General features: G+C 71.5%; 16 protein-coding genes, 1 tRNA gene and 1 riboswitch. Of the genes, 4 read left to right on the top strand and 13 right to left on the bottom strand.

Features of this window, described 5'->3' with window-relative positions; genetic code table 11:
* Positions 1-168 precede the first annotated feature (168 nt).
* Positions 169-951, top strand: a complete 783-nt coding sequence (gene trmB, locus AB0L37_RS03020) for a tRNA (guanosine(46)-N7)-methyltransferase TrmB (protein WP_365499104.1) — start codon at positions 169-171, stop codon at positions 949-951.
* A gap of 68 nt (positions 952-1,019) precedes the next feature.
* Positions 1,020-2,327: a PrsW family intramembrane metalloprotease gene (locus tag AB0L37_RS03015; RefSeq protein WP_365499101.1), complete on the top strand. Its 1,308-nt coding sequence runs from the start codon at positions 1,020-1,022 to the stop codon at positions 2,325-2,327.
* A 1-nt stretch (position 2,328) separates the two neighbouring features.
* Here AB0L37_RS03015 and AB0L37_RS03010 read toward each other — a convergent pair whose 3' ends face one another.
* The 12 genes from AB0L37_RS03010 to AB0L37_RS02955 form a co-directional block, all read right to left on the bottom strand.
* Positions 2,329-3,276: an aldo/keto reductase gene (locus AB0L37_RS03010; RefSeq protein ID WP_365499098.1), complete on the bottom strand. Its 948-nt coding sequence runs from the start codon at positions 3,274-3,276 to the stop codon at positions 2,329-2,331.
* 132 nt (positions 3,277-3,408) lie between these two features.
* Positions 3,409-4,422, bottom strand: a complete 1,014-nt coding sequence (locus tag AB0L37_RS03005; RefSeq protein ID WP_365499202.1) for a M23 family metallopeptidase — start codon at positions 4,420-4,422, stop codon at positions 3,409-3,411.
* Positions 4,423-4,463: 41 nt separating this feature from the next.
* Positions 4,464-4,599: riboswitch (cyclic di-AMP (ydaO/yuaA leader) on the bottom strand.
* 213 nt (positions 4,600-4,812) lie between these two features.
* Entirely contained in the window at positions 4,813-5,928 is a 1,116-nt protein-coding gene (locus AB0L37_RS03000) for a PP2C family protein-serine/threonine phosphatase (RefSeq protein WP_365499095.1), read from the bottom strand.
* A gap of 109 nt (positions 5,929-6,037) precedes the next feature.
* A complete protein-coding gene (locus AB0L37_RS02995; protein WP_365499200.1) occupies positions 6,038-7,288 on the bottom strand; it encodes an MFS transporter in 1,251 nt (416 codons plus the stop codon).
* The gene (locus AB0L37_RS02990) at positions 7,288-8,322 is read right to left on the bottom strand and encodes a PLP-dependent cysteine synthase family protein (RefSeq protein WP_365499092.1); all 1,035 of its coding nucleotides are present in this window, start codon (positions 8,320-8,322) and stop codon (positions 7,288-7,290) included. Before AB0L37_RS02990 ends, AB0L37_RS02995 begins: the two co-directional genes overlap by 1 nt.
* A gap of 59 nt (positions 8,323-8,381) precedes the next feature.
* Complete coding sequence (locus AB0L37_RS02985; RefSeq protein ID WP_365499089.1) at positions 8,382-8,717, bottom strand: hypothetical protein; 336 nt, start codon at positions 8,715-8,717, stop codon at positions 8,382-8,384.
* Positions 8,718-8,806: 89 nt separating this feature from the next.
* Positions 8,807-8,880, bottom strand: a tRNA-Met gene (locus AB0L37_RS02980).
* Positions 8,881-8,937: 57 nt separating this feature from the next.
* Complete coding sequence (locus AB0L37_RS02975) at positions 8,938-10,167, bottom strand: alginate lyase family protein (protein ID WP_365499086.1); 1,230 nt, start codon at positions 10,165-10,167, stop codon at positions 8,938-8,940.
* 135 nt (positions 10,168-10,302) lie between these two features.
* Positions 10,303-11,028: a sulfite exporter TauE/SafE family protein gene (locus AB0L37_RS02970; RefSeq protein ID WP_365499197.1), complete on the bottom strand. Its 726-nt coding sequence runs from the start codon at positions 11,026-11,028 to the stop codon at positions 10,303-10,305.
* Between the two features lie 627 nt (positions 11,029-11,655).
* Positions 11,656-12,426, bottom strand: a complete 771-nt coding sequence (locus tag AB0L37_RS02965; RefSeq protein ID WP_365499083.1) for a GAF and ANTAR domain-containing protein — start codon at positions 12,424-12,426, stop codon at positions 11,656-11,658.
* A gap of 5 nt (positions 12,427-12,431) precedes the next feature.
* Positions 12,432-13,265 carry an ANTAR domain-containing protein gene (locus AB0L37_RS02960; RefSeq protein WP_365499080.1) on the bottom strand — a complete coding sequence of 278 codons (834 nt, stop codon included), beginning with the start codon at positions 13,263-13,265 and terminating at the stop codon, positions 12,432-12,434.
* Positions 13,220-13,477: a hypothetical protein gene (locus tag AB0L37_RS02955; protein ID WP_365499077.1), complete on the bottom strand. Its 258-nt coding sequence runs from the start codon at positions 13,475-13,477 to the stop codon at positions 13,220-13,222. The genes AB0L37_RS02960 and AB0L37_RS02955 overlap by 46 nt, the downstream gene beginning before the upstream one ends.
* Positions 13,478-13,708: 231 nt before the next feature.
* Between AB0L37_RS02955 and AB0L37_RS02950 the strand changes: the two genes are divergently transcribed.
* Both AB0L37_RS02950 and AB0L37_RS02945 read left to right on the top strand, forming a co-directional pair.
* Positions 13,709-14,557, top strand: a complete 849-nt coding sequence (locus AB0L37_RS02950; protein WP_365499074.1) for a helix-turn-helix transcriptional regulator — start codon at positions 13,709-13,711, stop codon at positions 14,555-14,557.
* Positions 14,517-14,723, top strand: coding sequence for a DUF397 domain-containing protein (locus tag AB0L37_RS02945; protein WP_365499071.1), 207 nt, complete (start codon positions 14,517-14,519; stop codon positions 14,721-14,723). Before AB0L37_RS02950 ends, AB0L37_RS02945 begins: the two co-directional genes overlap by 41 nt.
* Before the next feature lie 75 nt (positions 14,724-14,798).
* Here the strand turns inward: AB0L37_RS02945 and AB0L37_RS02940 are convergent, their stop codons facing one another.
* Positions 14,799-15,710, bottom strand: coding sequence for a Bro-N domain-containing protein (locus AB0L37_RS02940; protein WP_365499068.1), 912 nt, complete (start codon positions 15,708-15,710; stop codon positions 14,799-14,801).
* Between the last annotated feature and the right edge of the window lie 321 nt (positions 15,711-16,031).

Raw genomic sequence — 16,031 nt, 5'->3', positions numbered from 1 at the left:
ACTCCTTCCCCGCCGGAGGCGCTCGACTTACGGACCAGCACTCCTTCCCCGCCGGAGGCGCTCGACTTACGGACCAGCACTCCTTCCCCGCCGGAGGCGCTTGATTTGCGGACCGGTCTTGGCTCCGGGAGGGGCTGATTTGCGGGTCCCCGTAAAATTGGCCGCACTGTGTCTGAGTCACCTGAAGCCCCCGCCGCCGAGCGGGGCCCCGTTCCCGTCCGTCCCAACGAACCCCGGTTCCCCGACGGGCCCAAGCCCGATCCTGCCGGGTCGCATTTCGAGCGGCGGATCCGGAGTTTTCAGCCGCGTCGCAGCCGGGTCACGGCAGCGCAGGCCGACGCGTTGCAGCGGCTGTGGCCCAAGTGGGGCATGGACATCGACGGGCAGCGGGTCCTCGACCTGCCCGGGACGTTCTCCGGCGTCGAGCGGATCGTCCTGGAGATCGGCTTCGGCATGGGCGAGGCGACCGTGCAGATGGCGGCCGACGACCCGACGACCGGCATCCTCGCCGTCGACGTGCACACCCCGGGCCAGGGCAACCTCCTGAACCTCGCGGACCAGAACGGCCTGACCAACGTGCGGGTGGCGAACGGCGACGCGATCATCCTGCTGCGCTCGATGCTCCCGGACGACTGCCTCGACGGGCTGCGCGTCTACTTCCCCGACCCCTGGCCCAAGAAGCGTCACGTCAAGCGGCGCCTGATCCAGCCGGAGTTCCTCTCGCTGGTGGCCGGGCCGCTCAAGCCGGGCGCGCTGGTGCACTGCGCGACGGACTGGGAGGACTACGCCGAGCAGATGCTCGAGGTCCTCACCGCGCACCCCGACTACGAGAACACCATCGAGGACGGCGGATATGCGCCGCGCCCCGATTTCCGCCCGCTGACCCGTTTCGAGGGCAAGGGTCTGGACAAGCAGCACGTAGTGCACGACCTGCTGTTCCGGCGCCGCTGAGGCACCGCGGGGTCGGGGCGGCCGGACGCCCCGTCGCGGCGCCCCGTATCCCTCGTTAGGGTCAATCCGTGGACCCGTATCCCACCTATCCGCACCACCAGGACCCCGCCCCCGGCGCGGTCCCCGTCGGCGCGGTCCCGCATCCGCGGTGGTGGGAGCGGAAGGGCGTACGGGTCACGGCGCTCGCGACGCTGCTGGCGCTCTCCGGGGTCGTGATCCTGGCGCTGGTCCGCGAACAGACCGGCACCGAAGGGTTCCTGGTGGGGCTCGGGCTGGCCGTGCTGCCCGTCCCGCTGCTCATAGCCGCGTTCCGCTGGCTGGACCGGGTGCGGCCCGGGCCCTGGCGGAACGTGATCTTCTCCTTCGCCTGGGGCGCCTGCGCGGCGGCCCTGATAGCGATCGTCGCGAACAGTTTCGCGACCCGGTGGATCGAGACCGCCACCGCCGACCCGTCCCGCGCCGACACCCTCGGCGCGACGGTGATCGCCCCGATCGTCGAGGAGTCCGCGAAGGCGGCGGCGGTGCTGCTCGTCTTCCTCTTCCGCAGACGGGACTTCCACGGGATCGTCGACGGGGTCGTCATCGCCGGCGTCACCGCGACCGGCTTCGCGTTCACCGAGAACATCCTCTATCTCGGCAACGCCTTCGGCACCGACCAGCTCACGGGCACAGGACCCGGCCTCAGCTCGGTCACCGCCGCCACGTTCTTCGTCCGCATCGTCATGTCGCCGTTCGCGCACCCGCTGTTCACGGTGCTCACCGGCATCGGCTTCGGGATCGCCGCCGTCACGGCGCCCGACCGCGGCCGCGCCCGCCGCCTGCTGCTCCCGCTCGGCGGGCTGCTCGCCGCGATGGGCATGCACGCCTTCTGGAACGGCTCGTCGTCGCTCGGCGAGTACGGGTTCTTCGCGGTGTACGCGGCGTTCATGGTGCCGGTGTTCGGCCTGCTGACCTGGCTCGCGGTCTTCGTACGGCAGCGCGAGCTGCGCACCGTGCGGCAGGAGCTGCCCGCGTACGTGGCGGCGGGCTGGCTGGCGCCGCCCGAGCCGTTCGCGCTCGGCTCGCTCAAGGCGCGGCGCCTGGCGCGGGAGTACGCGGCGCACTACGGCGGCAAGCCGGCGGCCACGGCGGTCGCCGAGTACGAGTCGTACGCGACCTCGCTCGCGCTGCTCCGGCACCGCGGCCGCAAGGGCCGGGCCGGCGCCGATTTCGTCGTACGGGAGCGGGAGTTGCTGGACGCGCTGTGGGAGCGGCGCGGCTATGCGCGGGCCGCGCTCGCGTACGGGTCGCGGGCGGCGGCCCCGATGTGGCTGCCGCCGGTGTACGCGGGCCCGCCGTTCGCGCAGGGACCCGCGTACAACCCCTACCGGTACTGAATCAGGCGGACGCGGCCGTCAGCTTCCGGATCTCGGCCTCCGTCAGCTCCAGGTCCGCCACCGCGAGCAGCGCCGGGAGCTGCTCCACGACGCGGGCCGAGGCGATCGGCGCGGCCACGGTGGGCTGGGCGGCGAGCCAGGCGAGGGCGACCGTGGCGATCTCGGCGTCGTGGGCCTGCGCGACCTCGTCGAGGGCGGCGAGCACCTTGCGGCCGCGCTCGGTCTCCAGGTGCCGGCCGGCGCCGGCGGCCCGCGCGCTGTCGACGGTGGCGCCCGGACGGTACTTGCCGGTCAGGAAGCCGGAGGCGAGCGCGTAGTAGGGGACGGCGCCGAGGCCGGCGCGCGAGGCGATGTCCTGGCGCTCGCCCTCGTACGTGTCGCGCGAGACGAGGTTGTAGTGCGGCTGGATGGCGACGTAGCGGGCCACGCCCTCGCGGTCGGAGAAGTCGAGGGACTCCTGGAGGCGCGCGGGCGAGATGTTCGAGGCGGCGATGTTGCGCACCTTGCCGGCCTTCACCAGCTCGTCGAGCGCGCCGATGATCTCCTCGACCGGGATCGTCTCGTCGTCGTCGAAGTGCGTGTAGTACAGGTCGATGTGGTCGGTGCCCAGGCGCTTGAGGGAGGCGTCGGCGGCGGCCTTGATGTTCGCGCCGCGCAGGCCCTGGAAGTCGGGGTGGCGGGCGACCTTGGTGGCCACGACGACGTCGTCGCGGTTGCCGCGGGACGCCAGCCACTTGCCGATGATGGTCTCCGACTCGCCGCCCTCGTTGCCCTCGACCCAGGCCGAGTACGAGTCCGCGGTGTCGATGAAGTTGCCGCCCCCGGCGACGTACGCGTCGAGCACCGCGAACGAGGTGGCCTCGTCGGCGGTCCAGCCGAAGACGTTGCCGCCGAGGGAGAGCGGGAAGACCTCGAGGTCCGAGGAGCCGAGCTTGCGAAGAGAAGTCATGTGTCGGCTCAACAGACGTACAGAATGCGGTATTCCGTAGACAGCGAGGTCAGCCCGCCAAAGGTGGGTAAAACCGGCAGCCCTGACGTCGGGGGGTTGCCGCCAGGACCGCCGGGGTCACAAGGCGGGCTCTCAGGGAGTGAGGCCCTTGTCGCGCAGCCAGGCGGCCGGGTCGATGCCGGTGGCCTGCCCGCCGGGGTGGACCTCCAGGTGGAGGTGCGGTCCCGTGACGTTGCCGGTGGCGCCCACGCGGCCGATGACGTCGCCGGTGGAGACCTTCTGGCCCACCGTGACGTTCATCGACGACTGGTGGCAGAACCACAGCTCGGTGCCGTCGTCGAGGGTGATGACCGTGCGGTAGCCGTACGCGGTGTTCCAGCCGGCCTCGGTGACGGTGCCGGAGTGGATGGCGTAGATCGGGGTACCCGTGGGAGCGGCGAAGTCCAGGCCCGTGTGGTAGCCGGACGACCACATGGCGCCGGGCTGCCCGAACGTGCCGGTGATCGTGTACGAGGCGACCGGGATCTTGTAGCTCTTGGCGAGCTTGGCGAGGCGCTCGGCCTCGGCCTTCTTGCGCGCCTCCTCCTCGGCCGCCTTCTTCTCGGCGGCGGCCTTGGTCTCGGCGGCCTTCTGCTTCGCGGCGGCTTCCTCGGCGGCCTTCTGCGCGGCTGCCTCTTCGGCGGCCTGCTTCTCGGCGGCGTCGGCGGCGTCCTGCTGCGTCTCGGCCTGCTGCATGATGCGGGCGCGCAGCGTCTCGCCTGCGTCGGTCTGGCCGCTGCCGGTGCCCATGGTGGTGAGCGGGGCGGCCGCGGCGGCGGGGGCTCCGTCCGAGTCGTCGGATATCAGCGCGCCCACGCCGGGCAGCGACTTGGCCTCCGGCAGGGAGTCCTTGACGGCCGACAGGTCGGGCATGGAGATCTGGACCGCGGGCTTGCCGCCCTGCGCGGTGGCGATGCCGCCCGCGCCGACGGCGGCGATCACGCCGACGCCGAGGACCGTGGAGCTGCGCGCGAGGCCTCCGCGCTGCCGGGCGACGCGGTGCTTGCCGCGGACGGGGCGGACGGACTCCTCGGTGGGGTTCCACTCCTCCCAGTTCTCCTGCGCGACACTCTCGGCACCGAAGTCACCGTCGGTGGAGGCATGCAAGAACTCGGGGGCAGGACGGTTCGACGCCACGAAGGCGCTCTCCTTTCCTTCCTTCTCGCCTACCGGGTTAGCTGACGGGTTCGGAGCAGGAAGGTCTCCTACGGACGTGAAGTACGTCCGATTCACCCCAAGTTGGTGGTTCCCCGGCTCCCTTTCGGGATTAGGCGTGTGCGCACGGAGCCATCTCTTGTGACGGCTGGGACGACCGCGCTGCGTTATCGAACGTTAATAGACAGCCGACACTAATTCCAAGCCGTTCCCACTGATCGTTCACTTCTTTGGCCTGGACTTAACGGCCGAAGACCGGGCGGAACGGGTCGACTTGGCCGACCGCGCGAACACGCCCTTCAGCTGACGGTGTGTCAATTGTTATGCGGAGAGCGCGGAGAGTCACGGCCGTCGTACGGCGAGCAGTGCCATGTCGTCGGTCGCGCCGCCCCCGGTGTGCGCGCGCACCTCCTCCGAGAGCGCCGCGAGGAGTTCCTCGGGTCCGGGGAAGATGCGCCCGGCGAGGCGGGCCGCCGGATCGTAGAAGACGCCGTCCGCGTCGCGCGCCTCGGAGAGCCCGTCGGTGTAGAGCAGCAGAGTGGCGCCCGCCGGGAAGCCCGCCTCGGTGGCCCGGTCGGGCCAGCTGCCGAGTTCGCTCATGCCGAGCGGGAGCGCCGCCTCGTCGGGTCCGATGACGCGTACGGTGCCGTCGCCGAGCAGCACGATGGGTTCGGGGTGGCCGCGGTTGAGGATGCGGACGACCCTGTCGAAGCCGCCGCCGTGCGGGATCTCGGCGAGCACGGCCGTGGTGAATCCCTCGAAGTCGTCGATGCCGCTGCGCCGGGTGCCCTCGCGCGCGAGCGCCCGCTCCAGGCGCTGGGCGACCGCCTCCAGGCTGCCCTCCTGCTCGGCGGCCTCCCGGAACGCGCCGATCACCACGGCGACGGCGGCGACCGCACCCATCCCCTTGCCGCGTACGTCACCGACGACGATCCGGACACCGTGCGGGGTGTCCTGCACGGCGTACAGGTCCCCGCCGATGAACGCCCCGGCCTGCGCGGCCTCGTACCGCGCGGCGATGGCGAGCCCGCCGATCCGGCCCGCGGGCACGGGCAGCACGGCGAGCTGCGCGGCCTCGGCGATCTGCCGCGCGGACGCCAGCTGTTCGTCGCTGCGCCGCACGATCCGGTTGATGAAGCAGGCGAGGGCGCACACGGTGGCCACGGTGGCGATCTCCGTGATGACGTCGGAGCCGAACTCGCCCGTGTATCTGAGGTGGACGGCGACGATCGCGGCGATCGAGACGAGTCCGGCCACGAGTGTGCCGCGCAGCGAGAAGAACGGGGCGGCGACCAGGGGCGCCGCGCTGAACAGGGGCGCGCCGGAGAACCCCGACGGGGTGAAGTACTCGTAGGCCGCGCCGCAGACGATGAGCAGGACGGGGAGCAGTCGCAGGAAGGCACGGGTGGCGCCGGTGTCCGACGCGTATCTGTGCCTGCCTCCTCCGCGCTGCCCCACCACGTCTCCTACCGGCTCCGCGCCCGCTCTCCGGGCGTCTCACCAAGGTTTCCCGGGGTGCGGGGCGGGGGCTAGCAGGGTGGGCCGTATGGGTTACCCCCCTTTCTCTTCAAGCCCCTCCGGCGATTGAGGAGCGGGGCCCGGGGCGGAGCCCCGTGACCCGGGCGAGACGGCGCAGGGTCACGGCCCCCAGGCCGCCCACCCCCGCAAGCACCCACCACACCGCCCCCGACCCCATCAGCGCCCCCACCCCCAGATTCCCCACCGTGATCCCCACCCCGCACACCGTGTTGTAGAGCCCGTAATGCGTGGCGACCCAGCGGCCCCGGGCCAGGGAGACGACCGTGTCCATCTCGAACGGGTAGAGCACCGCCGTCGCCGCGGCGAGGCCCGCCGCGCAGAGCAGGAGCCCGGCCACGCCGACCCACCCGGTGCCGCCCGCCGCCGGCACCAGGAACGCCGCGCCCATCAGCCCGAGCCCGGCGACCAGGCACTGTTCGCGGCTCCAGGTCCGCCGGCACCAGTCGGTGATCCGCAACTGCCCGGCGAGCGCCACGAGCCCCGACGCCACGAACAGCGCGCTGGTCGCGACCTGCCCGGCCGTACCGCCGCCGACCAGGCGTTCCACGGTGAGCGGCAGCGCGAGATAGATCTGGAAGGACAGGACGTACGAGGATGTCATCGCCAGTGAGAACAGCCAGAAGGCGCGGTTGCCGAGGACGGTCGCCCACTGCCCCTTGCCGTCGCCGTCCGCCTCGGGCACCGCCGTGCGGTGGCGCGCGGGCAGCCGCACCGTCTGCACCACGGACAGCACCGCGAACAGGGCGGCCGACACCGCGCACGTCAGCCGGAAGTCGACGCCGGTCAGGGCGAGCCCGACGAGCGGCCCGAGCAGGATCCCCGCCTGGTAGTAGACGTTGAACAGGGCGAACGCCTCCACGCGGCGTTCCTCTCCGGCCTCCCCGGCGACGTACGCCCGTACCGCCGGATTGAACAGCGCGCCCGCGAGCCCGGTCGCGACGGACGCCCCGATGAGGACCGGCAGCGTGTCCGCGAAGGCGAGCGCGCCGAAGCCGAGCGTCCGCAGCGCGCACCCGGCGACGATCATCGGCTTGAACCCGAGCCGGTCCGCGAGCGCACCGCCGACCAGGAACATCCCCTGCTGCGACAGGTTCCGTACGCCGAGCACGAGCCCGACGGCCCAGGCCGCGAGGGAGAGCCGGCCCGACAGGTGTGCCGCGAGGTACGGCATCAGCATGTAGAAGCCGAGGTTGATGGAGAACTGGTTGACGAAGAGCAGCCGTACGGCCGGGTCGAACTTCCGTGTGCGGACGAGGACGTGCGTACCCGCGGCGGCCATCAGCGCACCCCCGCCGTGCGGCAGCGCACCGCGTACGACCACGCGGTGATCCCCGGCTCAGGGCCCGCGACCTCCCGCGGCGCGTCCGGCACCGGCGCGTCCAGGAGCCCGTGTCGCGCGCAGTACTCGTCGTTGAAGACGGTGTCGAAGTAGCGCTGCGGCCCGTCGGGGAAGACGGCCACGATCCGTGTCCCGGCCGGCCGGGTCCGCGCCAGCCACCCGGCGACGAGCGCCACCGCGCCCACGCTCCAGCCGCCGGTCGCGAACTGCCGCCCCGCCAGCTCCCGTGCGCTGCGCACCGCTTCGGCCGGGCCGACCCAGTGCACCTCGTCGAAGGCGGCGTGGTCGACGTTCGCGGGGTGGATGGACGAGCCGAGCCCGCGCATCAGGCGGGGGCCCGCGGGCAGCCCGAAGATGGTCGAGGCGACGGAGTCGACGCCGACCAGCTCAAGGCCGGGCATCCGGTGCCGCCCGCGCAGCGCCCGCGCGAGCCCCGCCGAGTGCCCGCCGGTCCCCACCGCGCACACCAGGACGTCGAACTGCCCGAGCTGCTCGGCGAGTTCGGCTGCGAGACCGGTGTACGCGCCCGGGTTGTCGGGGTTGTGGTACTGGTTCGGGCACCACGATCCGGGCATCCGCTCCATCAGTTCGGCGACCCGCTCGACCCGCGCCTGCTGCCAGCCGCCGACCGGATGCGGGGCGTCGACGACGTGGACGCGGGCGCCGTGCGCGGTCAGCATGCGCTCCACGAGGGGTTCGAGTCCGGGGTCGGTGACCACGTGCACGGGGTGCCCGTAGTGCACGCCGGCGAGCGCGAGCCCGAGCCCGAGAGTGCCGGAGGTCGACTCGACGACGGCGCCGCCGGGCCTCAACTCCCCCCGTTCCCGCGCCCTTTCGACCATGTGGAGGGCGGCACGGTCCTTGATGCCGCCGAAGTTGAAGCCTTCGAGTTTGGCCCAGTAGCCGTCGATCGCGAGCACGGGCGTGTTCCCCACGGCGGCCGGTGCGGCCGTGGGCTGAAGCTTTCCGAGCATGGGTGGTGGCCCTTCCCATCGGGTGATCCGTCGTTCGGAGGTGCTGAGGCGGGCGCGCCTCAGTTCCGGTCGACACCCAGGGCGATGAGAAGACGGTGGCCCGCCGCGATGGGCGGCGGGGCGCCGCGCGGCCGGGGAGCGGTGCCGTACGCCACCAAAGGCCGGGGAGCGTCACCGCGCTCCTCGACACAGGGCCCGCCGCCGCGCTCCCTGTCGCCGGACGGCTGCGCCGCGGCGACGTGCTGCTCCGCGGGGGCGCACTGATGGTGGTCGTGGTGGGCGACGGCGCCGGTGTCGAACCCCTCGTGACAGGAGCCGGAGAGGAACAGTGCGCACAGGGCGAGCAGCACGGCCAGCGCCGCCGCCCGCACCCGCCCTCGCCGCACGTCACTCATGGTGCGCACGACACTACGACGCGTGATGAGCGAGGGGCAAAAACAAACCGGGCCCGGAATCTCGAAAGATTCCGGGCCCGGTTCTTCAGTAGCGGGGACAGGATTTGAACCTGCGACCTCTGGGTTATGAGCCCAGCGAGCTACCGAGCTGCTCCACCCCGCGCCGTTGAATGCAACAGTACGCCATCAGGAGCAGCGAGGCGAATCCGTATCGGTGGGCTCACGCGGACTGCGCATGGGTGAGGGTCTCCCACGCCACGAACAGGTCGTCGGTGCCCTCGGGCCGCCGCTCGCGTGTCAGTTTCGACGTCTCCGGGAGATCCATCTTCAGCCGTCCCTGGAGGTGGCTGAGCCCCACCTCCGTGTCGGGTCCCATGTCGCGCTGCACCTTCCCGCCGCACAGCCACGCGGGGGCGGCGGCGCCCAGCTGGTACTTCGAGTGGAATTCGAGGGCGGCGGCGAGCCGGTCGCGCACCTCGCCGTACAGGTCGACGCCCTGGTGCCAGGCGGTCTCGGCCATGTGCGAGGTGGCGGCCAGGGAGTAGCTGGCGTGCTTGAAGTTGCGGCAGGTCTCCTGGGCGAGGCCGTCCTTGAACGTCGACTGCCCGAACCAGTACGTGCGCAGCTCGGCCGGGGTGTCGATGTCGCTGCCTGCCGGTTTCACGGGCAGCGGGCCGTCCGACTCCAGGTAGAAGTAGGCGGGCACGCGCGTACGGAAGTGACCGACGGCCTTGTCGAAGGCGGCCTGGTCGTTGAGGTAGACGGCCATGCTCATGGTCGCGTCGGCCATGAGCAGGTCCCAGTTGCCGTTGAAGTCGGCGGAGCCCGCCTCGACCACCGGCAGGTAGGTCTCCCGCAGCATCCGCTGGAACTTGAGCTCCTCGCCGTCCGGCCAGCCGTCGTACGTGTACTGCATCAGCTCGGCGGCCTTCGCCCAGGAGGTGGCGGCCCAGGCGGCCTGGAGTCCGGCGTTGCCCTCGGTGTGGTCCTTCACGGTGTCCGACCAGGCGTCCATGATCTGCACGGCCTTGTCGGCGTGGGCCTTCTTGCCGGTGACGTTCCACAGGAGGGCCTGCGTGTAGGCGGCGATGGCGTCCTCGCGCTCCTCGACGCAGCCCTGCCCGGGCCGGGTGTCGAACGGGCACTCCACCACGTCGTACGGCTTCGCCTTGTAGTCGAGGTCGGCGTACTTGCTGGTGCTCATCTCCTTGTACGCCGACAGCCACGGCTCTTCCTTGCGGGCGACGTGGTCGCGGGCCGCGGTCAGCTGCGCCTTGTCGACGAGGACACCGGGGTGCGTGAAGGGGCCGCCGGAGGGGCGGGGGTCGGGGTGCGCGGCGACATCGGCGGCGGTGGACCCGCCGGACGTGCCGCAGGCCGTCGCCACCAACGCCAGGACGGGGACGAGCATCCCCAGAAGAACGCGTCGCGTCCGCGGGCCCGCTGCCATGCAACACCTCCGGTTCGGTCGCTTAGAGCCTGACCTGTACGGAGCGTCACCGCAGGATCTGTTGCGCCGGTCGGGAGCGGAGGGCGCGTCAAGATTGCTTAAAGCGGCCGGGGGCCGGGGCTCGGGCACAGGCCCTCACAGGCCCCACAGCCCCTTGGCCACCGCCACGCAGCCGCCGACCAGGGCGAGGCCGAGGATCAGGCCGCGCAGGCCGCGGTCGGGGACGCGGCCCGCGAGGGCGCGGCCGACGAGGGCACCGGCGGTCAGGGCGCCGGCCGCCGTCCACCATGTGGTGCGGTCGAGGGCGGGCAGGCCGCCCGATGCGACCGAGACGGCGTTGACGACGACCCCGTAGAACTGCGCGTTCGGCACGAACTCCCGCATGGTCCAGCCCGCGTTGACGCCGTACAGCGACATCGGCGGGCCGCCGACCCCGGCGGCCGCGTTCATGAAGCCGCCCGCACCCCCGGCGGCGACCGCTCCCCCGGTGCCGCCGAGCGCGGGCAGCCGCAGGCCGCGGGCGACCAGGGCGACGGCGAGGCACACGATCGCGCCGAGGACGATCATCAGGACGGGTTCGGGGAGCCGGGCCGCCGCCCACGTCCCGACGGGCACCGTGCACACGGATGCCCCGACGAACGGCAGCATCGCCCGCAGCCGCACCCGCTGCCGGCCGCCCGCGAGGCCCGCACAACTGACCAGGCCCGCGCCGCAGTTGGCGAGCAGGACCCCGTCGGCCGGACCGAGGAGCAGCACCAGGGCGGGCGCGGCGATCAGCGCGAAGCCCATGCCGGTCAGCCACTGCGCGCACCCGGCGACCGCCACCAGGACGGCCAGTGCCACCTCGCCCGCCCCGCCCATCGGCCCGCACCCCCCGCCGTCGATCACCGCCCGGCGGAGCGTACGTCGGTCATGGCGCCGGCGAACAGCCGCCGGTGCCACATCTCGAACTCGCGCGCCCCTCCCGGGAGTTGGCGGAGCGGTTCGACGACGCGTCGGCGCAGGCGTACCTCACGATGAACCGCGGCCTGCTCCATACGTTCACGGGGCAGCCCGAGGTGGCGCTGGGCATGTCCGACGACGCGCGCACCCGGTTCGCCGCGCTCGGCGACCGGTCCACCTCCTCCAGCCCCTCTACGCGGCCCTGCTCGCGCCCGTCTTCGAGTGGGGCATCGCCCGGTACGACCTGGAGGCGGACGCGGTGCGGGCGGGCCGCAAGGGCGTACGGGACCTGGTCGGGGACACCACGGCCATGGCGGCCAAGGCCGTTCGGCAGGCAGCCAAGGACTACGTCCTGTTCCCGCTGCTCGCGGGCCCGTGCAGACCTTCACCGAGGAGCGCGTCGAGGGGGAGAGCCGGGGCGAGTGGTACCTGCGCCAGATCCAGGGATCGGCGAACATCGAGGGCGGCCCGGTGCTCCACCTCCTCCCCGGCAACCTCGTGGGGCCGGGTGCTTCGCCACGCCCTGCCGTCCGCCCGGCCCCCGCGTCAGTCGTGAAGCGGGCCCGGCTCCCCGCCGTCGGCGGGCACCACGGGCGCAGGCAGGTCCGCGGTGTCGAAGGAGCCGTCGATGATCTGGGACGCGAACTGGGCGAGGCGCAGATGATGGGTGCGCGCGTACCGGCGGAAGGCGGCGAAGGCCTCGTCCACCGAGACGTTCCACCGCTCGGCCAGCACCCCCTTCACCTGCTCGATCAGCACCCTGCTGGTCAGGGCGCCCTCCACCTGGCTCTTCTCCACGTACGCCTGCTCCAGCGTGCGCTGCTGGAGGATGGCGATGGTGGAGACGTCGGCGAGGGCCTGCGCGAGCGCGATGTCGTTCTCGCCGAGCGGCTGCGGCGTGGTCTGGAAGAGGTTCAGCGCCCCGATGACCCGCTGCCGCAGCCGCAGCGGCAGGGCGTGGGAGACGACATAGCCGGCGGCACGGGCCCGCGGTGCGAAGTGGGGCCAGGCCGCTGTCGCCTCCGGGCCTGTGAGGTCGATGTTCGTACGGGCGCGTGCCGAGCGGTAGCACTCCACGCACGGCCCCTGATGGTGCTGGAGCGCGAAGAGTTCGAGGAGCCGGGACTCCTCGTCGGAGGCGGCCACGATCTGGAGCTCGCCGCGCACGTCGGCGAGCATGATGCCCGCGGCCGAGACGTCGAGCAGTTCCACGCAGCGGGTCGTCAGGCGCTGCAACAGGTCGATGACGTCGAAGTCGTCGATGAGGGAGTCAGCCACCTCGACGAACACTTCAGCGAGACGTCGTTCGCGGGCCATGCCGATCATCCCTTTCCACCGTCGGGCGAGTACGGCCCGGTCATGTCGTCTCCATCGTTGCTGAAACGCAGCCTGCGGGCGACCACATCGGCTGCCACCTCGCCCAGCGGGCGGCCGCTTGCGTAGGAATGGGCGCGCAGCCGCAGCATCGCCTGCGCCATCGGCACGTTCAGTTGCACGCTGATCATTCCCGTCGCCTGGTGCACGGCGGCCCGGTGCAGACCGCCCCGCTCCTCGTGCACCCCGTAGCCGTCGACGGCGCCGCTGCCGTCGGCGCTGTTGAGCGCCCCGCTGGTCAGAGCCGCGGCCAGGACGGTGGCGTCGACCTGCTGCTGCTCCGACAGACCGCGCCCGTCGCACAGCACGGTCAGCACCCCGAGGCGTACGGCACCGACGCCCAGCGGGAAACAGCTCACCCCGCCGACCCCCAGCTCCTCGGCGGAGGGCACGAGCAGCGGCCACCGGTCCGGCCGCACGCGGCGCAGATCCGGCGCGTGCACGGCCAGACCCGTGCGCACGGCGTCCGGCCCCGGCCCTTCGCCGAGCGTGAGCTGAAGGTCCTCGAAGCGCCGGCTCAGCACGGGGTGGAACCACAGCAGCTCCAGCTGCGGGGTCTCACCGACCAGCAGGGACATCGAGACCCCGGTGACGTCGAGAGCCCGTACGCACGCCCGTGCCAGCACGTTGCCGTCCTGCGGATGACGCAGCGAACGCAGGACCTCCGCCATGCCGTCGCTGATCACCTGTCCTCGTTCCGTCAGGGGCGTGGTGCCCAGGGCACACAGGACGAAGGCTATGCCGAACCGTACGGTCCGGCGCGCTCCGGGCGGCTTGCGCACGACGGGATGTTCCGCCAGGCGTCCTGCGCGGAGGCGTACCAGGGGAAACGGGGCGCGAGCCCGCTCGCCCGCAGCACCAGGTCCGTGCTGACCGGCCCGCGCACGAGCCGCACCCGTCCGTGCCGGCCGCGGCAGTCCATGAACGTGACGCCGCTCATGTCGATGATCCTGAACAGTGCGGGGCGCCCCGGGAACTCGGGATGCGGGCGCACGGGCCCCATCTCCTCCGGCATCGGTCGTACTCGACGTGCGCAGGGCCTCTGTTGCGCGAAACGGGTCTCCACGGAGAGGGCCGGGGCTGGGGCGTCCGCACTTCCAAGCTAGCGCGCACCCGCAAGGGCGCAGCGGACTTTCCGCAATTGACCTCACCGGAGCGCAACGCGCCCTCTACTCTCAGTTACTGAACGAGACTGACTCTGCGGGGAGTTGGAGGCACCAACGCCATGCCGAACATCCGTGACCTCGACCCGACCGCTTCCCCTCTCGACTACTTCGGCGCCGAACTGCGCCGACTGCGCGAGGCCGCGGGCATGAACCAGGGGCAGCTCGGCTCCTGCATCTTCTGCACCGGCTCCCTGGTGGGCCAGATCGAGACGGCCCGAAAGGTCCCGACGCGGGAGTTCGCTGAGCGGGCCGACGCGGCGCTGGGCTCGGACGGCCAGCTGTCCCGGCTCATGGGACTCGTCCTGCGCTCCCAACTCCCCTCCTGGTTCCAGCAGTACGCGGAGATGGAGGCGAAGGCCGCGTACATCTCCACGTTCCAGGCGCAGTTGGTGGACGGGCTGCTCCAGACCGACGCGTATGCGCGGGCGGTGCTCGGAGTGCTCACCGAGGAGAACCTCGACGCGCGGGTGGAGGCCCGCATGGAACGCCAGCGCATCCTGCTGCGCGAGGACCCGCCGCTGATGTGGATCGTGCTCAGCGAGGCGGTGCTGCACCAGGAGATCGGCGGCCGAAAGGTGATGCGGGACCAGCTCGCGCACCTGCTGAGCTTCCGGGAGAGCCGGTGGGTGAACCTCCAGATCCTGCCGTACACGGCGGGCCAACACCCGGGCCTCATGGGCTCGTTCACCAGCCTGCGCTTCGACGCCGACCCCGACCTCATCTACACCGAGGACTTCGTCCAGGGACACATGACCGCGCACCCCGAGAAGGTCAAGGAGAGCCTGCTTCGTTACGCTCACTTGCAGGCAGCCGCCCACTCCCTGGAGGATTCGGCCGCACTGATCACGCGCGTGATGGAGGAGCAGTATGGAGACCGACCAGAGCCTGACGAGCGTGACGTGGCGTAAGTCGAGCTACAGCGGCGACACCGGCGGCCAGTGCGTAGAGGTGGCCGCCCTCACCGCCCGCGTGGCCGTCCGCGACTCGAAGAACCCCGCCGGCGGCGCCTTCACCGTCACCCCGGACACGTTCGGGTCCTTCATCCGGGGATTGGGCCGCATCCAGGGCGCCTGACCCGCTAACGTACGACGGGCCCGAAGCCGCAACTTCTGCTTGCGACTTCGGGCCCTTTGCGTCGTACGGACGGCGCTACGACAACTCGTACCTCGGCACCTCACCCGTACCGCACTCGACCTGGCGCATACAGCCCCGCTTCAACAGCATGCGCACGCTGTCGTGGACCCGGGAGACAGTCAGCCCGGTCCGTTCCGCGATCTCCTCGAACCGGTACGCGGCGCCGCCCCGCAGGAGAGCCGGGGCGAGGTAGGCCGCCACGGCGTGCACGTCGGCGGTGACGACGAGATTCTTCGCCTGCCAGCGGGCAAGAAGTTCCCGCGCCGACATACGCGGCGCGCCCCTCTCCTCCCCGGGGCCGGCCAGCCGTTCGGCGAGATGGTCCACGGTGTCCGCGATCCGGTGCAGCAGCCCGGCATGCTCGGCCAGCAGCCGATTCCGCTCCGCCTCCCGTACCGCCGCCTCCTCGTCCAGGCGGATGTTCCTCTCCTCCAGCCGCACGATCGCGTCGATGACTTGTTGCGGCATGACGTAGGCGGTCGCCGTCCCTGTCGCCGCGACGGGCGCCGGAGCCGGTTCGAGCTCGTAGGAACCGGTGCGCTGGATCGTCTCGATGACCTCGGCGACCCAGAGTTTGAAGGGCGCACACTCTGGCTTCGTACAGCCGTTGATCAAACGGATCAGGCCACTGAGATTGACGAGGTTCATGTCTCGTCGCCAGTCCCGACCTGCGGGAACGCTGAGACTGTGCCTCAGAAGCACACTCTCGACGCTTCCGAAATTCTGCGCGTCCGCAATGCGGCGCAGAGCGGATCCCACGTGGGCGTACCCCAGGTGCTTGCACACGTCGACCGCCGGAAACCAGTGCGTCCCGTCCGGCATCGTCAGCCGCCTCACCCGCGCGCCCGTGGCCGCGTAGACGAAGTCCCCGATCTCGATCGCGTCCCGCCGCGTGCTCTGTCCCTGCTGGTTCTCGTGCTCGTCCATCGAGCATCACCTCCGAGCCGGAACCTATGACCGCGGGATATTCAACTCGCTTGCAGATAAGGGATGTTCACCCGATGGTGCGGCCGGAGCGCACTCGATCCCGGTACGCGCGTTCGAGGATGCGGAATGCGCGCCCAGCACCTGGAAGGCGGGGTTCGTATGGCGCCCGCAGACGAACTCCGGCCAGCGGTCCGGATCGCTGTCCGTAGGTTGATGTCACCTGCGTCATAGGTCTCCGTGAAGGCCATGTAGTCGGCCGGAAAGCGCCGCCGCCTTCGACGCATGCCCACGCAGAACCCCGCGCACCGACGGCAGACACGC

This window comes from Streptomyces sp. NPDC052225, assembly GCF_040679615.1.
Taxonomy (GTDB): domain Bacteria; phylum Actinomycetota; class Actinomycetes; order Streptomycetales; family Streptomycetaceae; genus Streptomyces.
This window is presented reverse-complemented; position numbering and strand designations above follow the sequence as displayed.